Origin of the sequence: Streptomyces sp. 35G-GA-8 (assembly GCF_023534745.1) — a bacterium.
Lineage (GTDB): Bacteria > Actinomycetota > Actinomycetes > Streptomycetales > Streptomycetaceae > Streptomyces.
In genome coordinates this window covers 254,320-276,286 of record NZ_JAMHJQ010000012.1, presented here as the reverse complement: position 1 = coordinate 276,286, position 21,967 = coordinate 254,320, and the positions used below count along the sequence as shown (strand labels likewise).

The 21,967-nt window shown below is 70.3% G+C and carries 21 protein-coding genes; 17 read left to right on the top strand and 4 right to left on the bottom strand.

Annotated elements, in window-relative coordinates:
- Positions 1 to 213 precede the first annotated feature (213 nt).
- Positions 214 to 1,341, top strand: coding sequence for a lactonase family protein (locus M1203_RS27525; RefSeq protein ID WP_249952495.1), 1,128 nt, complete (start codon positions 214 to 216; stop codon positions 1,339 to 1,341).
- Between the two features lie 433 nt (positions 1,342 to 1,774).
- Positions 1,775 to 2,113 carry a hypothetical protein gene (locus M1203_RS27515; protein ID WP_249952494.1) on the top strand — a complete coding sequence of 113 codons (339 nt, stop codon included), beginning with the start codon at positions 1,775 to 1,777 and terminating at the stop codon, positions 2,111 to 2,113.
- Positions 2,114 to 2,174: 61 nt separating this feature from the next.
- Here the strand turns inward: M1203_RS27515 and M1203_RS27510 are convergent, their stop codons facing one another.
- Entirely contained in the window at positions 2,175 to 2,879 is a 705-nt protein-coding gene (locus M1203_RS27510; RefSeq protein WP_249952493.1) for a TetR/AcrR family transcriptional regulator, read from the bottom strand.
- A 122-nt stretch (positions 2,880 to 3,001) separates the two neighbouring features.
- Between M1203_RS27510 and M1203_RS27505 the strand changes: the two genes are divergently transcribed.
- Positions 3,002 to 3,889 carry an SDR family NAD(P)-dependent oxidoreductase gene (locus M1203_RS27505; protein WP_249952492.1) on the top strand — a complete coding sequence of 296 codons (888 nt, stop codon included), beginning with the start codon at positions 3,002 to 3,004 and terminating at the stop codon, positions 3,887 to 3,889.
- Positions 3,886 to 4,629, top strand: coding sequence for an SDR family NAD(P)-dependent oxidoreductase (locus M1203_RS27500; protein WP_249952491.1), 744 nt, complete (start codon positions 3,886 to 3,888; stop codon positions 4,627 to 4,629). Before M1203_RS27505 ends, M1203_RS27500 begins: the two co-directional genes overlap by 4 nt.
- 21 nt (positions 4,630 to 4,650) lie before the next feature.
- On the opposite strand, the gene lepB is transcribed toward M1203_RS27500, so the two are convergent.
- A complete protein-coding gene (gene lepB / locus M1203_RS27495; RefSeq protein ID WP_249952490.1) occupies positions 4,651 to 5,298 on the bottom strand; it encodes a signal peptidase I in 648 nt (215 codons plus the stop codon).
- 246 nt (positions 5,299 to 5,544) lie between these two features.
- Positions 5,545 to 7,059, bottom strand: a complete 1,515-nt coding sequence (locus tag M1203_RS27490) for a carboxylesterase/lipase family protein (protein WP_249952489.1) — start codon at positions 7,057 to 7,059, stop codon at positions 5,545 to 5,547.
- Between the two features lie 177 nt (positions 7,060 to 7,236).
- On the opposite strand from M1203_RS27490, the gene M1203_RS27485 reads away from it, so the two are divergent.
- The 12 genes from M1203_RS27485 to M1203_RS27430 all read left to right on the top strand — a co-directional run bounded on the left by M1203_RS27485 (position 7,237) and on the right by M1203_RS27430 (position 20,744).
- Positions 7,237 to 7,854 (top strand): TetR/AcrR family transcriptional regulator, encoded by a 618-nt coding sequence (locus M1203_RS27485; protein ID WP_249952488.1) that lies wholly within the window; start codon positions 7,237 to 7,239, stop codon positions 7,852 to 7,854.
- A 137-nt stretch (positions 7,855 to 7,991) separates the two neighbouring features.
- Entirely contained in the window at positions 7,992 to 10,109 is a 2,118-nt protein-coding gene (locus M1203_RS27480) for a glycoside hydrolase family 27 protein (RefSeq protein ID WP_249952487.1), read from the top strand.
- Between the two features lie 158 nt (positions 10,110 to 10,267).
- Entirely contained in the window at positions 10,268 to 11,557 is a 1,290-nt protein-coding gene (locus M1203_RS27475; RefSeq protein WP_249952486.1) for an ABC transporter substrate-binding protein, read from the top strand.
- Position 11,558: 1 nt separating this feature from the next.
- Positions 11,559 to 12,497 (top strand): carbohydrate ABC transporter permease, encoded by a 939-nt coding sequence (locus M1203_RS27470; RefSeq protein ID WP_249952485.1) that lies wholly within the window; start codon positions 11,559 to 11,561, stop codon positions 12,495 to 12,497.
- Positions 12,494 to 13,402 carry a carbohydrate ABC transporter permease gene (locus tag M1203_RS38815; protein WP_249952484.1) on the top strand — a complete coding sequence of 303 codons (909 nt, stop codon included), beginning with the start codon at positions 12,494 to 12,496 and terminating at the stop codon, positions 13,400 to 13,402. The genes M1203_RS27470 and M1203_RS38815 overlap by 4 nt, the downstream gene beginning before the upstream one ends.
- The gene (locus M1203_RS27460) at positions 13,399 to 15,501 is read left to right on the top strand and encodes an alpha-galactosidase (protein WP_249952483.1); all 2,103 of its coding nucleotides are present in this window, start codon (positions 13,399 to 13,401) and stop codon (positions 15,499 to 15,501) included. The genes M1203_RS38815 and M1203_RS27460 overlap by 4 nt, the downstream gene beginning before the upstream one ends.
- A 75-nt stretch (positions 15,502 to 15,576) precedes the next feature.
- Complete coding sequence (locus M1203_RS27455; protein ID WP_249952482.1) at positions 15,577 to 16,335, top strand: SDR family NAD(P)-dependent oxidoreductase; 759 nt, start codon at positions 15,577 to 15,579, stop codon at positions 16,333 to 16,335.
- Between the two features lie 42 nt (positions 16,336 to 16,377).
- Positions 16,378 to 17,145, top strand: coding sequence for a FadR/GntR family transcriptional regulator (locus tag M1203_RS27450; protein WP_249952481.1), 768 nt, complete (start codon positions 16,378 to 16,380; stop codon positions 17,143 to 17,145).
- Positions 17,142 to 18,287, top strand: coding sequence for a galactonate dehydratase (dgoD, locus tag M1203_RS27445; protein WP_249952480.1), 1,146 nt, complete (start codon positions 17,142 to 17,144; stop codon positions 18,285 to 18,287). Before M1203_RS27450 ends, dgoD begins: the two co-directional genes overlap by 4 nt.
- A complete protein-coding gene (locus M1203_RS27440) occupies positions 18,281 to 19,132 on the top strand; it encodes a hypothetical protein (protein WP_249952479.1) in 852 nt (283 codons plus the stop codon). Before dgoD ends, M1203_RS27440 begins: the two co-directional genes overlap by 7 nt.
- Entirely contained in the window at positions 19,120 to 19,758 is a 639-nt protein-coding gene (locus M1203_RS27435) for a bifunctional 4-hydroxy-2-oxoglutarate aldolase/2-dehydro-3-deoxy-phosphogluconate aldolase (RefSeq protein WP_249952478.1), read from the top strand. The genes M1203_RS27440 and M1203_RS27435 overlap by 13 nt, the downstream gene beginning before the upstream one ends.
- A 5-nt stretch (positions 19,759 to 19,763) precedes the next feature.
- Positions 19,764 to 20,744, top strand: coding sequence for a sugar kinase (locus M1203_RS27430; RefSeq protein ID WP_249952523.1), 981 nt, complete (start codon positions 19,764 to 19,766; stop codon positions 20,742 to 20,744).
- A 93-nt stretch (positions 20,745 to 20,837) separates the two neighbouring features.
- On the opposite strand, the gene M1203_RS27425 is transcribed toward M1203_RS27430, so the two are convergent.
- Complete coding sequence (locus tag M1203_RS27425; protein ID WP_249952477.1) at positions 20,838 to 21,284, bottom strand: DUF1772 domain-containing protein; 447 nt, start codon at positions 21,282 to 21,284, stop codon at positions 20,838 to 20,840.
- Positions 21,285 to 21,375: 91 nt separating this feature from the next.
- On the opposite strand from M1203_RS27425, the gene M1203_RS27420 reads away from it, so the two are divergent.
- Complete coding sequence (locus M1203_RS27420; protein WP_249952476.1) at positions 21,376 to 21,954, top strand: TetR/AcrR family transcriptional regulator; 579 nt, start codon at positions 21,376 to 21,378, stop codon at positions 21,952 to 21,954.
- The last annotated feature ends 13 nt before the right edge of the window (positions 21,955 to 21,967 follow it).

Sequence of the window (21,967 nt, the reverse complement as noted above, 5' to 3'; positions counted from 1 at the left end):
ACGCGTCAGTGATCAGGCGCCACCCGGTGAAGGTCACCCCGCTCCTCATCACCAGGTGCGCCATGTCGGCTTGGGCAGTGAGGGCGTCGTCGGCGTCCGCAATGGATGGAGATGGACTTGGAAGGCATGTTTTCGGCGAGGCGGCACCTCGGACGCCGAAGGGTATTGGCCGTCGGCGCCGCAGCGGCGGCACTGCCGGTTCTGCCCTCTGTCGTGGGCCGGGCGGAAGGCGCGGACGAACTGGCGGCTGCTCCGGGCGAGGCGACGTACGCGTACGTCGCGTCGTACGCCAACAGCTCCGCCGAGCCCAGCCCGGACGGCATCGGGTTGTATGTGTTCCAGGTCGATCCGGACACGGGCGCGCTGACGCAGGTGCAGGCGGTGACCGGATCCAGCCCGGCGTGGATCGAGGTCGACCCTTCCCGACGGTTCCTCTACGCCTGCTACTCGCTGCGGGGCGGTCCGACAGGACGGGTCGGCGCCATCGATGCCTTCGCGATCGACCGGCGTACCGGAAAGCTGGAACCGCTGAACCGGGTGTCGCTGGGAGACAGCGGCCCGTCCCAGCTGACGATCGCGCCGGACGGGCGGCACGCCGTGGTGGCGAACTACTACTACGGTGAGTACATCGTGCTGCCGATCGGGAACGACGGCAGGCTCGGTCCTGTGAGCGGCAGGTTCCAGAACACCGGCAGCGGCCCGCACCCACGCCAGGACTCGGCGCACCCCCACGCCGTCGCGTTCGACCCGCGGGGCCGCTTCCTCGGAACGGCCGATCTCGGCATCGACAAGTTGCAGATCTTCCGGCTCACCGGTGGCGGGCTGGACCTCGTCAGCGAGGTGTCCGTCCCGCCCGGAACGGGGCCCCGGCACATCGCGTTCGGGCGTGACAGCAGGTCGCTCTACGCCATAGGCGAACTCGACGGAACGGTCACGGCGTTCGCCTATGACCCCACGACGGGAGCGATCGGCCAGGCATCGCAGACCCTTGCGAGCGAGCCCCCCGGCTATTCCGGCCCGCCCAGCGGAGCCGAGATAGCCGTGCACCATCCGTCGGGCGGATTCCTCTACGCGTCCAACCGCGGCTCGCAGAGCGTCGCCGGCTACCGGATCGACGGTTCGACCGGGAAGCTCACCGTCGTCGGCTACGCCACCCAGGGTGTGAGCGGGCCGACCAACTTCGTCATCGACCCGAGCGGTCGGTGGCTCTACGTCAACAGCAGCACGGCGAACAGCGTCGTGCAGTTCAGCATCGACCACAGCACCGGCGAGTTGAAGCCCACCGGCCGGACGACCGCTGTGCCCTCGCCCCTGGTGATGACGTTCCGCCGGCCGAACTGAACACGAGGACGCGTCGTTGACGGTGGGGGCTGCCGCGCTGCCGCGGTCATCGTGGCCTTGTGAATCCGGGACTTGGCCGATCTTCCCGCTGCCGAACGCGGTGCTTCCGGCAGTGGGTCACGACAGGAGATCGAGGGTTGCTCCTGTACCCGCCGCGTCGGCCCGCTGGAAAGCCAGCCAGCCAGCTCAGGGCCAGGTCCTGCCAGGGCAGGCCGACCGGTGCGTACACGGTGAGTTCCAGCGTCTCACGCCGTTCCGCCTCGGCGCGGGGCCATGTGGGTGATCACGTTCACCTGATCGAGGGGTGATGCCCGTTCTTTTCCTCTTGTGGTGCCGCGAAGGCTGCCATGGTCATGACGGCCGCCCATGTATCGCTCATGCGGCCGTCGTGCCGTAGCTCATGGCGTTCCACACGATCTGGAAGGACAGCGAAATGAAGGCATTCCGCACCTCGCGAGGTCTGGGACTCGCAGCCGCCACGCTCGCCCTGGCCCTCGCCGCGCCGAGTGGCGTCACCGCCGCCGCTCCCGCGGTGGAAGGCGGGGTGGCAGTCGCCCCTGTCGCGAAAGAGGAACACCCTTGTGGGAATCACTCGCACAGCCACCTGGGCACCACCTGGCGCTACTGGAAGAACTGCATCTCGAAGAGCGAGAAGATCAAGATCGACAACATCATGTGGTGGGACAAGGAGATCTGCGTGGGAGCGGGCACCGAAACCGAGTTGGGCAGGGGGCAGGACACTCGGGGCGCGTCGCGGGTCGGTGACTGCTGAGGGCCACCGCCGCGTGCCGCGCCACGCTTGATCCGGGGTCATGGCGTGGTGTGGGGGATTCTCAGTTCTCGGTCGGCCGACTTGGGCCGACGGCGTAGCCGGTGAGCAGCGCGGTCAGGATGTCGGTCAGGCGGGGTTCGACGTCGACGACGGAGTGGGCCAGTTCGGGGTCGCTCTCGTAGAAGGCGCGCAGTTGGGTGCCGGGGGCCGCCATCTGCCACAGGGCGCCGGCCATCGAGGTGGCGGTCGTCACGACCGCCCGCGCCTGGTCGGTCGTGAGCGGCGCGATCGCGCAGAGCGTGTCGGCGGTCCGCTCGACCTCGGCGATCGCGCGCTGCTTGAACGTTCGGACGGTGTCGGTGGAGACGTTGCGCTCCAGGTTCAGCGGGGTGTGCGCGAGCAGGTCGCAGAACAGCGGTCGCGCCACCAGTGACCCGGCCAGTTCCGAGGCGATCGCGTGGGCGGTCCCGTGCCACTTCTTGGAGGCGGTGCCGGGGCAGGGGGGAATCTCCTTGAGGCGACCGTTCGCCTCGTCCGACCAGTCGTGCCAAGCGGTGGCCGCCAGGCGCAGGAAGATGTCCTCGCGCGTCTCGAAGTAACGCAGCATCGCGGACTTGTGCATGCCGACCTCGTCGGCGATGGCGCTCATGGTCACCTCCCGTACGCCCTTCGCCGTGGCGAGGCGCGCCGCAGCGTTGAGGATCTTCGTCTCCCGGGCGGCTTTGGCCTCGGGGCTGCGGGCCCGCAGGAAATCGGCCGTGGTCATGACACCCACCTTAACGAGACGAGGCTGCGGTAATGCCGCAACGGTGTTGCGGTGGCGAGCAACGATACCGAGATTACCACAACCGGGTTGCGCTAATAACGCAACCGTGTTTTGGTAGAAGCATGAGCACACACACCCACACCTGGTTCATCACCGGTTCCTCGCGCGGCTTCGGCCGTGATCTGGCGATCGCGGCCCTGGAGGCCGGCGACAACGTGGTCGCCACGGCACGCAAGCCCGAACAGCTCGGCGACCTCGTTGAGCGGTACGGCGACCGCGTCCTGCCCGTCGCTCTCGATGTCACCGACCGGTCCGCCGCCGCGGCCGGCCTGCGGGCGGCCCTCGACCGGTTCGGCAGGGTCGACGTCGTGGTCAACAACGCCGGCTACGCCAACACCTCGGCCGTCGAGACCACGCCGGAGGACGACTTCCGCCGCCAGTTCGACACGAACTTCTGGGGCGTCTACCACGTCTCGACCGAAGCACTTCCGGTCCTGCGCGCCCAGGGCGGCGGCACGATCGTGCAGTTCTCCTCCATCGGCGGCCGTGTCGGCGGCACCCCGGGGCTCGGCTCCTATCAGGCGGCGAAGTTCGCCGTGGACGGCTTCACCCGCGTGCTGGCGGCCGAGACCGCCCCGTTCGGCATCCGGTACCTGGTCGTCGAGCCGGGCGGGTTCGCCACCGACTGGGCCGGCTCCTCGATGCGGACCCCGGACGTCACGCCGGAGTACGAGGCGACAGTCGGCGAAATGGCACGCCTGCTCAGCAGCGGCGTGACCGCCCAGGGGGACCCGAAGCGGGCCGGCGAGATCCTGGTCCGCGTCGTCAAGCACCCCACGCCGCCCACCCACCTGATCATCGGCGCCGGAGCCGTGCGGATGGCGCAGGACTACTCGCGCCGTCAACTCGACGAAGCCGCCACCTGGGAAGCGGTCAGCCGGTCCGCCGACTTCGACCAGGACCCGGTCGAGCTGCCCGTCCCCACGCCCGAGGCGGAGGCCCGGTCATGACCCGGTTCAACGGCAAAGTGGCACTCGTCACCGGCGCCGGAAGCGGCATGGGCGCGGCAACGGCACGGCTGCTCGCCGCCCGCGGCGCCGCCGTCACCCTCGTCGGCCGCCGCGCGGAGAAGCTCGACGAGGTCGCCCGGCAGATCAAGGAGGCCGGCGGCCAGGCGCTCTCCGTCACTGGGGATGTCAGCGACGCCGCGGACGTCGAACGGGCCGTCGCCCGCACCGTGGAGACGTTCGGCAAGCTCCACTACGGCGTCAACAACGCCGGGGTGACCGGGAACTTCACCCCGACCGCCGACATGCCGCTGGATGCCTGGCGCAAGGTCGTCGGGATCAATCTGGACGGACTGTTCCACGGCCTCAAGTACCAGATCCCCGCGATCATCGAGGCCGGAGGCGGCGCCATCGTCAACGTCTCCAGCGTGTTCGCCGACCGCGGCGGACCCACCGTGGAGTACTCCTCGGCCAAGCACGCCATCCGCGGTCTGACGCGCACCGCGGCCAAGGAGTACGCCGCCCGGGGAGTACGCATCAACGAACTCCAGCCCGGCGTCATCGACACCGAGATGACCCGGGGCAACCCGGACGGCACCCGGGAGGTCGCCGAGCTCGGCATCCCCATGCGGCGCGTGGGACGCGGCGAGGAGATCGCCACGGCCGTGGCCTTCCTGCTCTCCGACGACGCCTCGTACATCACCGGCGCCCATCTCGCCGTCGACGGCGGATTCCTCGCGTGACGGCCGGCAGTGCCTGGGACTTCACCGCGGCAGAGAAGGCACCGCCCGCCGCCTGACCCGGGAGACTATTCCCGCCGTGAGCCCGCCGGCGGCGACGAGAAGCCCGAACAGGGCGGTCGATGCCAGCATGAGCAGTCCGGTGTGGCTGTCAAGGCCCCGTGCCTCGACCGCGTCGGCCGCGATGCTGCCCGACTGCTCGGTGAGGAAGAAGCGGGAGTCGTTGGCGTTCGCGCGGTGATCGCCGAGCAAGAAGAGCCGTCCCTCGGGCACCACCACGTCGTACGCCGGGGCCATGCCGGACGGATCTCCGTCCTTGACGTACGGTTCGGCGAGCGGCTTCCCGTTCACCGTCACCGGCCCGCCGGGGCTCTGCGTGACGCGGTCGCCACCCATGCCGATCACGCGCTGAAGTACCGCCATGCCCTGGTAACGGTCTCCCGTGCGGTAGAGCACGACATCACCCCGCTCTATCGCACCCGCGTCGACTCTCTGAAGGAAGACGAGATCACCGGAGGAATAGGTCGGATCCATGGCATCGCTGTTGACGCCGGCCGACGTATACCTGGTGCCGATCACCAGAACCGCGCCCACAGCCAGAGCCAATCCGGCAGGTCCCAGCACCCATCCGGCAATCCGCAATCCGCGTCCAGCTGTTCGCTCGACCCACATGTGGTTCCACATTCCGATCGTAGAGTGAGACCGGGAGGCGTGCCGAATATCCGATGATCCCCCCGGGATGACCTTATGGGGCGTTATGGACCGGGCCCCACAGGCATCGAAGAGCTCTTTGTATCTCAGGTGAACAGGCCGGCCAACTCAGGGCCGGAGCCCCGAGGGTGTATTCCCGATCGTCGTGGGAGCGAGTGGCGCTTCCCCGGTGTCACTTCTTGGGGACCAATCCGGTCTTCTGGGTGATCACTTGTCGCGAGTGGAGTGGATCAGGCGGGTGAGCGGCCCGGGGTTGAGCGGACGGGCCTCCACGGTGTCCTCGATGACGGTGTGGTGGGGGTCCCTGGCCCGGCAGTTCGGCCACGCCCCGCCGTCGAGCGCGCGAGGAGTGCCGGTGCGGGCGAACTCCACCCAGGCATGCTGTACGGCGTCGCGGATGGCGGTGTCAGTGGTGTCGTAGTCGGCGTCGGCGTCGGCGTCGGGTCCGGCACCGGCGGTCACCTGCCCGAACACGTACGGCAGTTCGGCCATGTGATGGGCGAGCATCTGTGAGCGCCGGTTGCCCGGGGACACCCGGGCGAAGCGGTAGGCGTACGCGGTGCGCCCCTGCGCGGTGAAGCGCTCGTAGGTGGCCAGGGCCGGTTCGTGGAAGACGGCGGCAGTGGTCAGCTCGGTCAGGGCCTCGTAGGTGGGCAGGCCACGGTCGTGGAACTGGGCGAGAGCATCGTCGGCGCGGTCGGGCACCAGGGCCCGGGCCATCACAGCGAGCGCTGTGGGGGTGTACGCCTGCTCGGCGCTGACCGGGGGGCCGCCGACGGGGCCTCCCGGCCGGTGGAAGTAGCGCGCCTCGTCCTGTGTCGTGCCGAACATCACGGGCATGTTCTCCGGCCGGGCGGCGAAGCCGTCGGTGACCACGTCACCGTCGACCGCGGGGAACCAGACCAGGTCGGCAGGGGTGTGCAGGCGTCCGGGGGTGGCGAGCGCGGCGGGCCTCGTCAGCGAGGCTTTGACCAAGGTGTCGTGCGGCAGTCCGCGCAGTGCGTCGAGATCGGAGGTGCCGACGCGTTCGAAGAGTGTGTCGCTGAGCCGGGCGACCAGGTCGGCGGTGTAGTCGGCGGAGACGGGGTGCTCGAAGCCGGCGCTCTGGATGATCCCCCGGTGGAAGAGGCCGCGGGCGCTGGGTGCGGAGAGCAGCGCGCGAACGGCGGCGGCGCCGGAGGACTGGCCGAAGACGGTCACGTTGCCGGGGTCGCCACCGAAGGCGGAGATGTTCCGCTGGACCCAGCGCAGAGCCGCGGCCCAGTCCAGCACGGCGAAGTTGGTGCCCGCCTCGGGATGGGAGAGGAAGCCGAAGACCCCGAGCCGGTAGTTGAGCGACACCACGACCGCGCCACGTGCGGCCAGTGCGGCCCCGTCGTACAGGGCCTCCGAGGCCGCGCCGTAGAGGAAGCCGCCGCCGTGGATCCACACCATGACCGGGAGCTTCGCCCCGGGGTCCGCGGCAGGTGTCCACACGTTGAGGTACAGGCAGTCCTCGCTCTGGGGGGCGCGCAGGTCGCCGGCGCCGGGCAGGATCTGGATGCCGGCGTTGCCGAACGCGGTGGCCTCGCGTACGCCGTCCCACGGCTCGGCGGGTGACGGCGGAGCGAAGCGCAGCCTTCCGACGGGTGGGGCCGCGTAGGGCAGCCCCAGGAAGGCGGACACGTCGCTGTCGTGATGGATGCCGCTGACGTGACCTTGTTCTGTATGGATCGGGTGCATGACGAACAACTCCTTGATCGTGCCGCAAGGGGCCGCGGGCAGGCTGCGGTGCGCCCGGAGGCCGCTCCGGCAGGACGGCCTCCCACTCAAAGGAAAACGATCGTTCCCGCTTGGGGTCTTCAACGTAGCCCCCTAACGCCTCAAAGCGCAACGATCGTTTTCGTTTACGATGGGCCCATGCCCCGACTCAATGAAGAGACCCGCGCGAAGCGGCGCGAGCATGTACTGACGAGCGCGTGGACCTGCTTCGCGGAGAAGGGGTTCCATGCCACATCCATGGACGACGTGATCGCCGCGACCGGCATGTCCTCCAGCGCCGTCTACCGGCATTTCCGCGGCAAGGACGAACTCATAAGGGCCAGCGCCGAAAGAGGGCTCGGTCTCGTGCGCGACATCTTCGAGCGACTGCTCGCCCAGCGGCCCACCCCCAGCCCCGCCGATACGCTCGCGACTCTGATCGGCGAACTGCGCGCCCGGACCGAGCATCCCCGCTACGACATGACCAGCCTCGCCGTCCAGGCATGGGCCGAAGCCCTGGGCAACCCGCAGGTGCGCGACCTCTCACGCGAGCAGTACACACAGGCCCGTGAGCGGCTGACCGAACTGGCCGAACGGTGGAAGTCCGAGGGGTACCTGCACCCCGACGCGGACCCGGCGGCAGCGGCCTCGGTGCTCTTCGCCCTCATGCCCGGCCTGATCGTCAGTCACCACCTGATCACCGACATCACACTGAAGGAACTGACCGCCGGTCTCACCGCCCTCGGCGCCGCCCTTACCGGTGTGGATCGAGTTTAAGTTAATTAGTAATAATTATTGACAGCGCCTGGATGTGGCATCACAGTCTTCGTCGTGACGCCGCTCCTCGCGAGGGGAGTGCCGCGCCCGTCATCCCCAACTCCCGGGAGTGTCAAGTGACTTCGCATCGAACAGGGATGGTGCGTGCCCGTCGGGCCGTCGCCGTCCTCGGGGCCGCCGCGCTGATCCCGGTGGGCGCCCCCGCGGCGCGGGCCGCCGAGCGCGGGGGCGTGGAAGTGCCGCCGTTCTACGACAGTGGGCTCGCCCCGACGCCGTACATGGGCTGGAACACCTACTACGCACTCGGTGCTCCGACGGAGAGTCAGGTCAAAGGGGTCGCCGACCATCTGGTCAGCAGCGGTCTCAGGGACAGTGGTTACGACATAGTGTGGCTCGACGGCGGCTGGCAGGCGGATGAACCGCGGGACAGCGCGGGCCGGCTGGCCGCGCATCCAGGCCGTTTCCCCTCCGGCATCCCCGCGCTGGTCATGTATCTGCACCAGCGAGGACTGAAGGCCGGGATCTACACGGACGCGGGTACCTACGACGGTGGCAAGACCTGTGGCCTCGGCAGCCGCGGCCACTACCAGCGGGATGCCGACCAGTTCGCCGACTGGAAGGTCGATGCCATCAAGGTCGACTTCCTTTGCGGGATCACCGAGAAGATCGATCCTGGGCCCGCGTTCAAGGAGTTCAGCGAGGCCGTCGCCAAGTCCGGCCGGCGTATGCTGCTCAATCTGTGCAACCCGCTCACCGACGACTGGGGGCTCCCGCACACCCCGGCGCAGGACGCGCACAACGCCTACGTGTACGGACCGACCACCGGTGACTCCTGGCGCACCGGTACCGACATCGCGTGGGGCACCCCGACGCCCGGTCAGTGGCCCAACGTTCTGCGCAACATGGACGCCAACGCCTGGCACCCCGAGGCGCAGGGGCCCGGCCGCTACAACGATCCCGACTACCTCATACCGATGCGCAAGCTGGCGGACGGTTCGTACGAGCTGACCGAGGAGGAGTCCACCACCCAGTTCGTCATGTGGGCCGAGATGGGCTCCCCGCTGGTCATCGGCTCCGATCCGCGCACACTGCCGCCGTCGATGATCGACACCCTGCGCAACCCGGAGATCCTCGCCGTCAATCAGGACCCCCTCGCCATCCAGGGGGTGCGCGTCGCCACGGACGACACCGGAGACGTCTACAGCAAGGTCCTCCAGGGCTCGGGCAAGCGTGCGGTCGTGCTCCTCAACCGCTCCGACCGGCCCGCCGAGCGCACCGTGCGGTTCGCCGACACCGGGCTCGCGGGCGAGGTCGCCGTGCGGGATCTGCGGGCCAGGGAGGACCGCGGTACCCACTCCGGTGCCTACACCGTGAGCGTGCCCGCGCATGGCACGGCGTTCCTCTCGCTGAGCGGCGCGGACGACGCGCCCGGCGTCTCGCTCGGGGTGCGGAGCGACGCCGCTCCCGCCCTTGTCCGCGACGGTGACCTGCTGACCGCGTTCACCCGGGGCGGTGACGGTTCGCTCCGGCTGCAGACCGGCCGGGACGGCCACTGGTCCTCGGCTGCCACGCGTCTCGGCGGTTCCACGGACGGGCGGATCGTCGGACAGCCGGCCGCCTACTCCACCTCGCCCGGACGGATCGACGTCTTCGTGCGCGGCACGGACGGCGCCGCGTACCGGCTGAGTCAGCGTGACGGGCGTTGGGGCCGCTGGCAGAAGCTCGGCGGGCGGCTCGCCGACGCTCCGGGCATCGCCTACGAGGGCCCGGACGACTGGACACTCTTCGCGCGGGGCAAGGACGGACGGATCCACACGCGCGGCGCCGCGTCCGGCTGGACCTCCTTCGAGGGGCCGGAAGGGGTGGCCCTGTACGGCAGGCCCGCCGCGCTCACGGATACCGCGGGACGCACGCATCTCGCCGTGCGGACCGCCGACGACTCGATCCGGATCCGGGTACGCGACGGGGCGGGCGTCTGGTCCGCCTGGTCCTCGCTGGGCGGGACGGTGAGCGGAAGCCCCACGCTCGTCGCGGCTCGGGACGGCGCCCGGCTGTACGCGCGCGCCGGGGACTACACCCTCTGGCGGCGGACCTACGACGCGAGCGGCGCCGGCGGCTGGGGTGACTGGTCCAAGCGTGGAGCGTTCGCCAGCGGAGCTTTCGACGGTGAGCTGGGCGCCCTCGCCGGGCCCGACGGCAGTGTGCTGACCGTGTTCCGCGGCGTGGGCGGCCTCGTCCGCCAGGGCCGCGACTGACAGCGGGGGCGGCCTCGAAAGGCTTGCCCCTCGCCTGAGCAGAATAAATTAGTAATTAATCTTGACGGGGGCCTGGTGCCACGTCAGTCTGTAGCAGCCGAAGGGGAACCCGGCCGTCAGCGGGCCGGGCCTCATTCGGCAGGCGCTTAGGGAGACCCATGAACACCACAGCACCCAGCCGCCGTACCTTCCTCGCGGGCGCCGGCGCCGTCGGCGCCGCCGCACTGATGACCGGCTGCGTCACCTCCTCGTCATCGAGCGGCAAGAACACATCGGGCGGCGCCGTCACCCTGCAGTCCAACCTCTCCGCACCGCAGGCCAAGTCCGCGATGCGGGACGTCATCGACGCCTTCAACAAGCGCGGCGGCGCCAAAGGGTCACTCAACACCGTCGCCTCGGAGACATTCCGTACGCAGCTGCCGACCTACCTCACCTCGGCCAACCCGCCGGACCTCTACACCTGGTACCCCGGATCGGTCGCCGAGTCGTACGCCAGGAAGGACCTGCTCCTCGATGTCAGCGACATCTGGCGCCGACCCGAACTGGCCGGATACTCCGACGCGTTGCGGAAGCTGTGCACCGACTCCTCCGGCAAGAAGGTCTTCGTGCCCACCACCTACTACTGGTGGGCCGTCTTCTACCGGAAGTCGAACTTCGCCAAGTGGGGCGTCACGGAGCCCAAGACCTGGGACGAGTTCCTGGGTCTGTGCGACAAGCTCAAGAGCAAGGGCGTCGCACCGATAGGGCTCGGCGCCGGAGGCAACACCCCCTGGGTGGCCTCCTCCTGGTTCGACTACCTCGACATCCGGATCAACGGAGCCGCCTACCATCGCGAACTGCTCGCCGGAAAACACCGCTTCGACGACCCCGAGGTCCGCAAGGTATTCGACCGCTGGGGCGAGGCCCTGCCGTACTTCGACCCGAACGGGACCGCGCTGCCCTTCCAGGACGCCACCACCGCGCTCCTCCAGGGCCGCACCGGCATGATGCTGATCGGCACCTTCTTCGCCGACTCCACACCCAAGGACCAGCTCGACGACATCGACTTCTTCCGCTTCCCGGTGATCGACCCCACGATCCCGCTCGCCGAGGAGGCGCCCACCGACGGCTACTTCGCCAGCGCCCGCACCGGCCGCGCCGACGACACCAAGGAACTCCTGCGCTACCTCGCCACCGCGGAGGCCCAGGAGATCTACCTCAAGGGCTCGTCCGGCACCTCGCTGCCCACCCATCCCGAGGCCAAGGACAGCGGAACGCCCCTGGTGGTCAAGGGCCGCAAGCTGATCGAGGACGCCGCGGAGATCACCCAGTTCTTCAACCGTGACTCCAGCGACGCCCTCGCCCCCACCGCCGACACCGCGCTGACCCGCTTCCTGGCCAAGCCCAAGGAGATCGGCTCCATCCTCACGACGTGGCAACGCGACGCGCAGAAGATCTGGAGCCAGTGACATGGCGGCCCTCACCGCACTCCGCAAGACGGCACGCGGCCGGGCCGACGGCGGGGCCCCGGCCCGCAAGCGGGCGACGAGGGTTCCGCCCGTCGTACTCGCCTTCGTGCTCGTACCGCTGCTCGCCGAGGCGTTCTGGGTGTTCTGGCCGGCGATCCAGGGGTTCTACCTCTCCCTCACCCGGTGGGACGGCGTCAGCGCACCGGAGTTCATCGGTCTCGCCAACTTCCGCGAGATGTTCGGCGACGCCGTCTTCCGCACAGCCGCCCTGGACACCGTCATCTGGCTGGTGCTCTTCGGCGGACTCTCCGCGGCCCTCGGCCTCGGAACGGCGCTCCTGCTCCAGCAGGAGCGCCGGGGCGTCGGCTTCTACCGGGCCGCGCTGTTCCTTCCCGTGGTGTTCTCACTGGTCGCGACGGCCCTGGTGTGGCAGGCGATGTACCAGCCCGACGGGCTGATCAACAAGACACTCGAAGGGCTCGGGCTCGGGAGCCTCACCCATGCCTGGCTCGCCGACCAGGACACCGCCCTGTACGCCGTGATCGTGCCCGCACTGTGGCGCCAGATCGGCTATGTGATGGTGCTCTACCTCGCCGGGCTCAAGGGCATCGACCCGGTGCTCCACGAGGCGGCGAAGGTGGACGGCGCCACCCGCCTCCAGCGGTTCCGGCACATCACACTGCCGCAGCTGAGCAGTGTCAACGCGGTGGTCCTCTCGGTCATCGTCATCGACTCGCTGCGCTCCTTCGACGTGGTGTGGGCACTCACCCGCGGTGGCCCCTACCACTCCTCCGAACTGCTCAGTACCTACATGTACTCCACCGCCTTCCAGTCGCTGCGCCTCGGTTACGGCTCCGCTCTCGCGGTCGTGATCTTCGTTCTGGCCTTCGGTGTCATCGCGTCCTACCTCGTCCGCGCCTTCCGGGAGGCCGACTCGTGAGCGTCACCCACGCCTCCGCACCCCCCACCGACCGTCACCGCACCACCCCGGCGCGGCCGGCCCCGGGCGCGCGGCGGGATCGCCGCGGGATCTGGCGGACCGCGGGATTCCACCTCAGCGCCGGACTGCTCTCCGCCCTGTGGCTGCTGCCCATCGTGCTCGTCCTGGTCACCAGCACCCGGTCCTTCGACGATGTGGCCGCCCACGGCGTCGGGAGCCTGCCGCACTCCTTCACCCTTGACGGCTTCCGTCAGGCTTGGGTCGACGGCGGCCAGCAGCGTGCACTGATCAACAGCCTGCTCGTCACCGTGCCGACGGTGCTCCTGTCGCTGCTCCTCGCCTCGATGGCCGCGTTCGCCCTCAGCCGCTACGACCTGCCGCTGCGCCGTACCCTCCTGCTGCTGATGCTCGGCGGAAACCTGCTGCCCCCGCAGATCCTCCTGGTCCCGGTCGCCAAACTCAGCGAACTGCTGGGCCTGTACGACTCGTTGTACGCCCTCATCGGCGTCCAGGTCGGCTTCGGCGTCGGCTTCTACGTCTTCGTCCTGCACGGCTTCATGCGGTCCGTCCCGCCGGAGATCCAGCAGGCCGCGGTCATCGACGGCGCCGGGCCCTGGCAGATCTACACCAGGATCATCATGCCCCTGGCCAAACCCGCCATGGCGGCACTGAGCGCCCTGTCGTTCACCTGGATCTTCAATGACCTGCTGTGGGCCATCACGGTCCTGCGCACGGACAGCCATATGCCGATCACCGCCTCACTGATCGGACTTCAGGGGCAGTACGTCTCCATGTGGAACGTGATCGCGGCAGGTTCCGTCATCGCCGCCGCCCCGACCGTCGTCGTATTCCTCAAGTTCCAGCGCCACTTCGTCGCCGGACTCAATCTGGGAGCGGTGAAGTGAATCCGCACGCCCGGTGGCTGCTGCGCACCGAGAACACCACCTACGCCGTACGGATCGCGGGCGAGGGGCGCTGGGCCGAACTCGACGCCTGGGGGCCCCACGGCGTCGAAACCGGCCCCTCACCCTTCGAACACCCCCACCGCACCCACTTCCTCACCCGCGCGGACGCCGCCCCGGCCGAGTACATCCCGTACGGCCTGCGGCCCTTCACCGGAGCCGACCTGGTGGCCCGGCGCCCCGGCGGGGAACGCGGCATGTGGTGGACGTTCGACACCGCCACGCTCGACGGCGACCACGCGCTGCGGCTCGACTTCGTCGATGAGGAACTGGGGCTGCGCACGGCGCTGCGCTACGAGACCGTGCCCGGCACCGATGTGATCCTGCGGTGGACGGAGCTGACCTGCACCGGTGACGAGCGACTGATGCTTGAGCGCGTCGACTCGGCCGCCGTGAACATCCCCGTCGCGGGCGGCGCGCGGCTCACCTACCTCAGCGGCCAGTGGTCCCAGGAGTTCCAGCGCACCCAGCTGGAACTCGGCCGGGGCCGCTTCGAGATGGCCTCCACCCAGGCCGTGCCCGGCCACGCGTACGCACCCTGGCTCGCCGTCCAGGACGCCGCCGAGCCGGACGAGGGGAACACCCCCACGTACGGCATCGCCCTGGAGTGGTCCGGGAACTGGCACATGGCAGCGGACGCCGAGCCCGGCGGCGCCGTACGTGTCCGCGCGGGCCGAGTGCCCCACGAGGGCGCCATCGGCCTCGTCCCCGGTGCGACACTGAGCACTCCCCGGCTTGCCTGCGCCTTCAGCCCCGAGGGGCTCGACGGACTGTCCCGTGTCTGGCACACCTACGAACGCGGGCTCGACGGCGAGCGCGTCGACCGGCCGCGCAAGGTCCTCTACAACTCCTGGGAAGCGACCGGCTTCGAGGTCGACGCCGCCGACCAGCTGGAACTGGCCGCGATCGCCGCCGAGATGGGAACCGAACTGTTCGTCGTCGACGACGGCTGGTTCATCGGACGCCACGACGAGACCGGCGGACTCGGCGACTGGCACCCGGACCCGGCGAACTTCCCCGACGGCTTCGACGACTTCATCGAGCGGGTACGCGCCACCGGCATGGACTTCGGCCTCTGGGTCGAGCCCGAGGCGATCAGCCCTCGCTCCGCGCTGTACGCCGAGCACCCGGAGTGGGTCTACCGCATCGACGGACGGCCCGCCACGCTGGTGCGCGACCAGCTGCTGCTCGACCTGGGCCGGGAGGACGTCCAGGACTTCGTCATCGCCACCTTCGACCGGCTGCTCGGCGGACACGCCATCAGCTATCTCAAGTGGGACATGAACCGCCCGCCCACTGAACGCGGCCGGCCCGGCGCCGTCCCCGTCGAGGAACAGGACCTGGACGCCGCACACGTCGCCGGATATCTGCGCGTACTGGACCATCTGCGCACCCACCACCCGCGGGTCACCGTCGAAGGGTGCGCCGGTGGCGGCGGCCGGATCGAGCACGCCACCCTCGCCCGTACCGACGTGGTGTGGCCGAGCGACAACACCGCCCCACTGGACCGCCTCGCCATCCAGTACGGCTATCTGCACGCGCACGCCCCGCACACGATGAGCTCCTGGGTCACCGACTCCCCGGGAATCTTCGACCCGCGGCCCCGGTCACTGGCCTTCCGATTCGTCACCGCCATGGCAGGTGTCCTCGGAATCGGCGCCGACATCCGAACCTGGCCGGGGGAGCGGCGCGCCGAAGCCGGACGGTGGGTGTCCCGTTACAAGGAGATCCGCGACGTCATCCACCACGGCGAGGTCCGGCTGCTGAACACACCGTCCGACGCCACCTGCGGCGTCCAGTACGACGAGCCGGGCGGCGCCCGCACCGTCGTCACCGCATGGAACACCGGTCACCTGGACGGCGCACCCCTGGTGCCCGGGCGCCCCGCCCGACTGCGGCTGCGCGGCCTGGACCGGAGCGCCCACTACACCGACCAGGACACCGGCACCCGCTACAGCGGGGCACATCTGACACATTCCGGCCTGCCGTTCGCGTGGACCGCGCGGTACGACGCCGAACTGGTCGTTTTGGTCAGGGAGTAGTCGTCAGCACCCCTGGCATACCGTCATGAGAGTCGCCGAGTACTGTTCACGAACCCCGAGGAGTCGACCCGCCCCATGAACGGACCCACCCGCTTCGCCGACCAGGTGGCAGTGGTCACCGGAGCCGCCTCGGGTATCGGCGCGGCCACCGCCGAACGGCTCGCCGGGGAAGGGGCGGCGGTGATCCTCGCGGATGTCGCGGCAGCACCCGGCGAACGCGTCGCCGAGGACATCCGTGAACAGGGCGGCCACGCGCTGTTCGTCCACGCGGATGTCGCGGACGAGGGCGGCTGGGAGCGGATCATGTCCGCCGCGCACACCTTCGGGCCGGTCTCCGTACTCGTCAGCAACGCCTTCACCGTGGACGTGGCCCCCGCGCACGAGATGACCGTCGAGTCCTGGGAGCGCCAGCTCGCGGTCAACCTCACCGGCGGGTTCCTCGGGTTCCGGGCCGCGCTGCCCGACCTGCGTGCCCATCACGGCGCCGTCGTCCTGACCTCCTCCGTCCACGCGCACAAGGGCATCCCCGGGCACCCCGCCTACGCCGCGTCCAAGGGGGCGCTGCTCTCGCTGTGTGGGCAGCTCGCCGTGGAGTACGGGCCCGAGGTCCGGGTCAACGCGGTGCTGCCGGGACCCATCCTCACCGGGGCCTGGGACCGGGTGCCGGAGGAGGACCGGCGCAAGAGTGTCGCCGAGACGGCCGCGCGGCGCTTCGGCACCCCTGAGGAGGTCGCCGCGGCCATCGCTTTCCTCGCCGCGCGGGAAGCCTCCTACATCACCGGTTCGAGCCTGCTCGTCGACGGCGGCTGGTCCGTTGTCAAAGCCTCGGCCTGACCGCCGCCCTCCCTCATCCCACCAGCAGAAAGGCACAACGACATGACGCCATACGCGCGCCGCGGAGTGCACGGCCAGACCGTGGAGACTCTCGCGCGCCGGGTGCTCAGCGGCGAGATCCCCGAAGGGGCGACACTCGATCTCGTTTCATTGCAGGGCGAGTTGGACGTCAGTCTGACCGCGCTGCGGGAGTCCCTGAAGGTCCTCGCGGCCAAGGGGATGGTCGACGCACGCCAGAAGCGTGGCACGTTCGTCCGCCCACGCTCCGACTGGAACCTCCTCGACGCGGACGTACTGCGCTGGCAGTTCACCGGAAGCACGGGCGCCGGTACGGACCTGGCCCTGCTGCGCAATCTGGGTGAGGTCCGCGGCATCATCGAGCCGGCCGCCGTCAGGCTGGCCGCCGAGCGCCGTACCGACGCCGACCTCGACGCCCTGGAGGCGGCCCTGACGGCGATGGGCGAGGACGAGGGCGGCGCGGCGCACGCGGTCGAGGCGGACCTCGCCTTCCACCGCGCGCTTCTCGCGGCCACCCACAACGAACTCCTCGAACGCATGGAGATGGTCATCGAGTCCGGTCTCGCCCACCGCGACGAGATCGTCCACAGCAGCCTCCACGGCGAGGACCCGGTCCCCAGCCACCGAGCCGTCCTGGACGCCGTGCGCGACCAGGACCCGGAAACCGCCGAGCGCGCCATGCGCGCTCTCCTCGCCCAGGCGGTCCGCGACCTCGACCGGGTCCGCGGCAGCGAGAGCGGCACCGGGCCGGCGACCACCGGCGACACGCCGGGCGGGAGCTCGGCCCGGTGAAGATCACGCGCATCGAGACCTTCATGGTCCCGCCCCGCTGGCTGTTCTGCCGGATCGAGACCGACGAAGGCGTCGTCGGCTGGGGCGAACCCGTCGTCGAGGGACGGGCCGAGGTGGTTCGCGCCGCGGTCGATGTCCTGGGGGAGTATCTGATCGGCCGGGACCCCCTGCGGATCCAGGACCACTGGCAGGTACTCAGCAAGGGCGGCTTCTACCGCGGCGGCCCCGTACTCTCCAGCGCCGTCGCCGGAATCGACCAGGCCCTGTGGGACATCGCGGGCAAGGTGTACGGGGCGCCCGTGTACGCCCTGCTCGGCGGGGCGCTGCGTGACGAGGTCCGGGTCTACGCGTGGGTGGGAGGCGACGAACCCGCCCGGCTCACCGACGAGGTCGCCGCCCAGGTCGAGGCCGGCTTCACCGCCGTGAAGATGAACGCGGCGGGGCGTACCTCACCGATTCCCACCCTCGCGGAGACGGCCGCCGTCGTCGAGCGCGTGGCCGCGGCCCGCGAGGTCCTGGGCCCCGACCGCGATGTGGCCGTCGACCTGCACGGCCGGTTCGGCCCGGCCGCGGCCCGACGAGTCCTCCGGGCCATCGAGCCACTGCACCCGCTGTTCGCCGAGGAGCCCCTGCTTCCCGAGCAGGGCCATCTGCTCCCCACGCTCGTGGGTGCCACGTCCGTACCCGTCGCCACCGGTGAAAGGCTCTACGGCAGGGCGGAGTTCCTGCCCGCCCTCAACGCGGGCATCGCCGTCGCCCAGCCGGACCTGTCGCACGCCGGCGGCATCTCCGAGGTCCACCGCATCGCGTCGCTCGCCGACACGTACGGCGTACAGCTCGCCCCGCACTGCCCCCTCGGCCCGATCGCCCTTGCCGCGAGCCTCCAGATCGCCTTCTGCACCCCGAATTTCCTCATCCAGGAGCAGAGCCGGGGCATCCACTACAACAAGGACGCCGATCTGCTCTCCTACGTCGTCGACACCGACCCGTTCCGCTTCGTCGCCGGACAGGCGTCGCGTACCGCACTCCCGGGACTCGGCGTCACCGTCGACGAGGACGCCGTACGCGCCGCCGACCGCACCGGGCATGCCTGGCGCAACCCGGTGTGGCGCCACCCCGACGGATCGTTCGCCGAATGGTGAACGCGCTGTCCCCGATCAGGATCACCACGGACCCGGCCCACGGCGGACGGTGGACCTCACTGCGGGCGGCCGGACGCGAATGGCTCTGGCACCGCGAGGAACCGCGCCGCCCGCGCGCCGTACCCGGCGACGCGTTCGCCGACGCGGGCGGCCTGGAGGAGTGCGTCCCCACGGTCCGGGGCACCCCCGACCACGGGTGCGCCTGGGCCAGACAATGGCGGCGGGACGGTGACACCGAGTCCGTCGACTGCCCGGACTTCCGGCTCAGCCGCGCGATCCGTCACCAGGAGCGCCGGGCGGTGGTCGACTACCGGCTGACCGCCCGGCCCGGCTACCGCTTCCTCTGGGCGGCCCACGCCCTGCTGGATCTCTCCGAGCACGCGCACGTCGGTATGCCCGACGGGACGAGGACCCGGGTCTACCCGGACGGCGGAACACAGTGGACCCGGTGCGCGTGGCCGTGGTGGCCGGAGCGGTCGACCGCGCTCGACCGGCTGGGACCCGACGACGGCACGGCCGTGGGCGCGATCGCCGACACCCCTCAGGTGGATGTCCGCGAGGGAACCGCCGTGCTGCGCCTGGCCGTTGAGGCCGAGGGCCAGCCGGTGTCCATCGCCCTGTGGCGCAACCTCCGGGGCTTCCCCGAGGACGATCCCTACCGGTCCATCGGGGTCGAACCGATGCTGGGACGCGTCTTCGATCTCGCCGCGGCCGGGGACGGCGACGCGGCGTGTGTGCCGGCCGGCGGGGAAGTGCGGTGGCGGCTCACCGTGAGCGTGGAAGCGGAAGGAACGGACATGACAGCACCTCAGAGGGGAAGGGAACCCCGCACGTGGAACTGCTGACCGAACTGCGTACCCACCGGATCGTGGCCATTGTGCGCGGCGACGACGCGGACGCCGCGCTCAGGACCGTCCTCACGCTCGCGGAGGAGAACATCCCGCTCATCGAGGTCTCGCTCAGCGGCAAGGACGCGCTCGGCGTCATCCGCCGGGCACGCGCGGCTCTCGGCCCCACCGCTCCGCTCGGCGCGGGTACGGTGCTGACCGCGCCGGACGCGCGGGCGGCGCACGAGGCGGGTGCCGACTTCGTCGTCACCCCGGCCGTCTGCGAGGGGATCACCGAGGCGAAGCGACTCGAACTGCCCGTTCTGGCCGGGGTGATGACCCCCACGGACATCGTCGCAGCCCAGCGCCTCGGTGCCGACGCCTTCAAGATCTTCCCGGCGGCGCAGGCGGGCGGCCCCGCCTATCTGCGCGCCCTGCGCGGGCCCTTCCCGGCCATGCCGTTCGTGCCCGTCGGGGGAGTGGATGCGGCAGCGGCCCGCGAATACCTCGCACACGGAGCGATCGCGGTGGGGGTCGGTTCACCCCTCATCGGTGACGCCGCCGACGGTGGCGGCGTCGACGCCTTGCGCAGCCGAGCGCGCGCCTTCCGCGACGCCGCCCACCGTCCGAAGAGGGCCGCGTGAACGAAATGCCCCACGCCGCCTCCGTGCGGCGGCCGGCCCGCGCCCCGGTGGCCTGTGTCGGCGAGACGATGGCCGCTTTCGTGCCTGATCCTGTTGCCCCGCTGGAGAGCGCCGACCTGCTCCGAGTCCATGTCGCCGGCGCCGAGTCGAATGTGGCGATGTACCTGGCCGACCACGGGGTCCCGGCGCGTTGGGTGTCCGCCCTCGGCGACGACCCGTTCGGCCATCGGATCCGCGACGAAGTGGCCGCGTGCGGCGTCGACATCAGCGGTGTACGCATGGATCCGCACCGCCCGACCGGCATCCTGGTGAAGAACCCGGGCCCGGACGGAACCGGGGTCCACTACTACCGGCGCGGCTCGGCCGCCTCCGCCCTGGGCCCCGGCCTCCTCGACGTCGAGGCCGTGCGTACCGCCGGGCTCGTCCACCTGAGCGGTATCACTCCCGCGCTCTCACCGGACTGTTTGGCTCTCGTCACCGCGCTGCTGCGGCCGGCGCCCGGGGCGCGCCCGTGCCCCGTCAGCTTCGACGTCAACCACCGGCCGGCCCTGTGGAGCGACGGTACGGCCCCCGCCGTGCTCCACGACTTCGCGAACCGGGCGGACATCACGTTCGTCGGACTCGACGAGGCCCAGGCCCTCTGGGGGAGCGGGCTGGCCGAACCCACGGACGTGCGGTCCCTGTTGCCAGGACCCCGCATCCTGGTGGTCAAGGACGGCGGATACGCCGCGACGGCGTTCGAGGGCGCCCGTGTGCACACCGTCCCCGCGCCGAAGGCCGAGATCGTCGAGCCCGTCGGGGCCGGCGACGCGTTCGCGGCCGGGTTCCTCGCGGGGCTGCTACAGGGCGAGGACACGGTACGGGCCCTGCGGCTCGGACACCTCACGGCGGGCGCCGCACTTGGCGTGACGGGAGACCACGGCCCACTGCCGGACCGTGCCCGTATCGCCACGCTCCTCGGCATGCCCACCGACCTGTGGGCGTGAGAATCCGGCGGCGGCCGGACGCGCCCGACGGGTGGTGGCCGGGGACCGCTGGTCGGCCGATGCTCGCCACCTGCGTGGTCCCGTTCCGCGGGCTCAGGCGAGGGCGGCGACCAGCAGGGCGAAGGCGGCGATGATGACGGCGACGCGGATGTAGTGGAAGCGGTCCCAGCGGTTCATCTGCTGCTTCCAGTCGGCGGGCCGATTCTCGGGGGTCCATGTCCTGCCCCGATTGTTGATCGGGACGAGCAGCAGGATCGACATGATCACGCTGAGGATCAGCAGCGCGCCGGCGGTGACGGCCAGGCCGGTGCCTTCGTGGTGCCATCCGGCGATGACCCAGACCGCGACGAGGACGAGCGAGCCGATGTACCACACGGGCATCACGGCGCCGAGCATCCGGCCTCCGTGGGCGCGGCCGAGTTGGCCACTGTCGCCGGGGAGTGCGTTGAGGATCCGGTTGATGACGAAGGCGACGGAGAACTCCACCCCCACCATCACGCCGACGACCACGGTGGTGAAGACCTCAAGTGCGTTGAGCATGACGACCCTTCCTGGGATCTAGCGCCGCTAGGTGATGAGGCAACGCTAGTACTGCTGTCGCTCGATTGTCTAGCGGTGCTAGGATCGCATCATGTCGGTACAGGAACGCAAGGAGCGCGAACGGGCGGGCCGCGAGCGTCTCATCGTGGCGACGGCCCGCGAACTCGCCGAGCGGCAGGGCTGGGACGCGGTGACTACCCGTCGGCTCGCCGAGCGCATCGAGTACAGCCAGCCCGTCCTCTACAGCCACTTTCGCGGCAAGCGCGAGATCATCGGCGCCGTCGCCCTTGAGGGCGCCGCCGAGATGGCCGCGGCGCTGCGGGCCGCGGCCTCCGCCGTGGACGGCCCACGCGCCCGGGTCACCACCCTCGCCCGCGCCTACCTCGACTTCGCCGAACACAACCCGGCGGTCTACGACGCCATGTTCCGGCTCGACGGCGGCCTGGCGTTCGCGAGGGAGGACACCCCGGAGCCCCTGAAGGACGCCTTCGCCGCCCTGTTGGAGAATCTCGGCGAGGTCGCCGGGGACGGCGTCCACCCGGGGCTGTTCACCGAGGTGTTCTGGGCGGCCCTGCACGGGCTGGCGACCCTGACCCGGGCGGGACGGCTGCCGCCGGGGGACGCCGAGCGGAGGGTGGAGCTGCTGGTGGACCGGCTCGCCATCATCTGACACACCGTCCGGG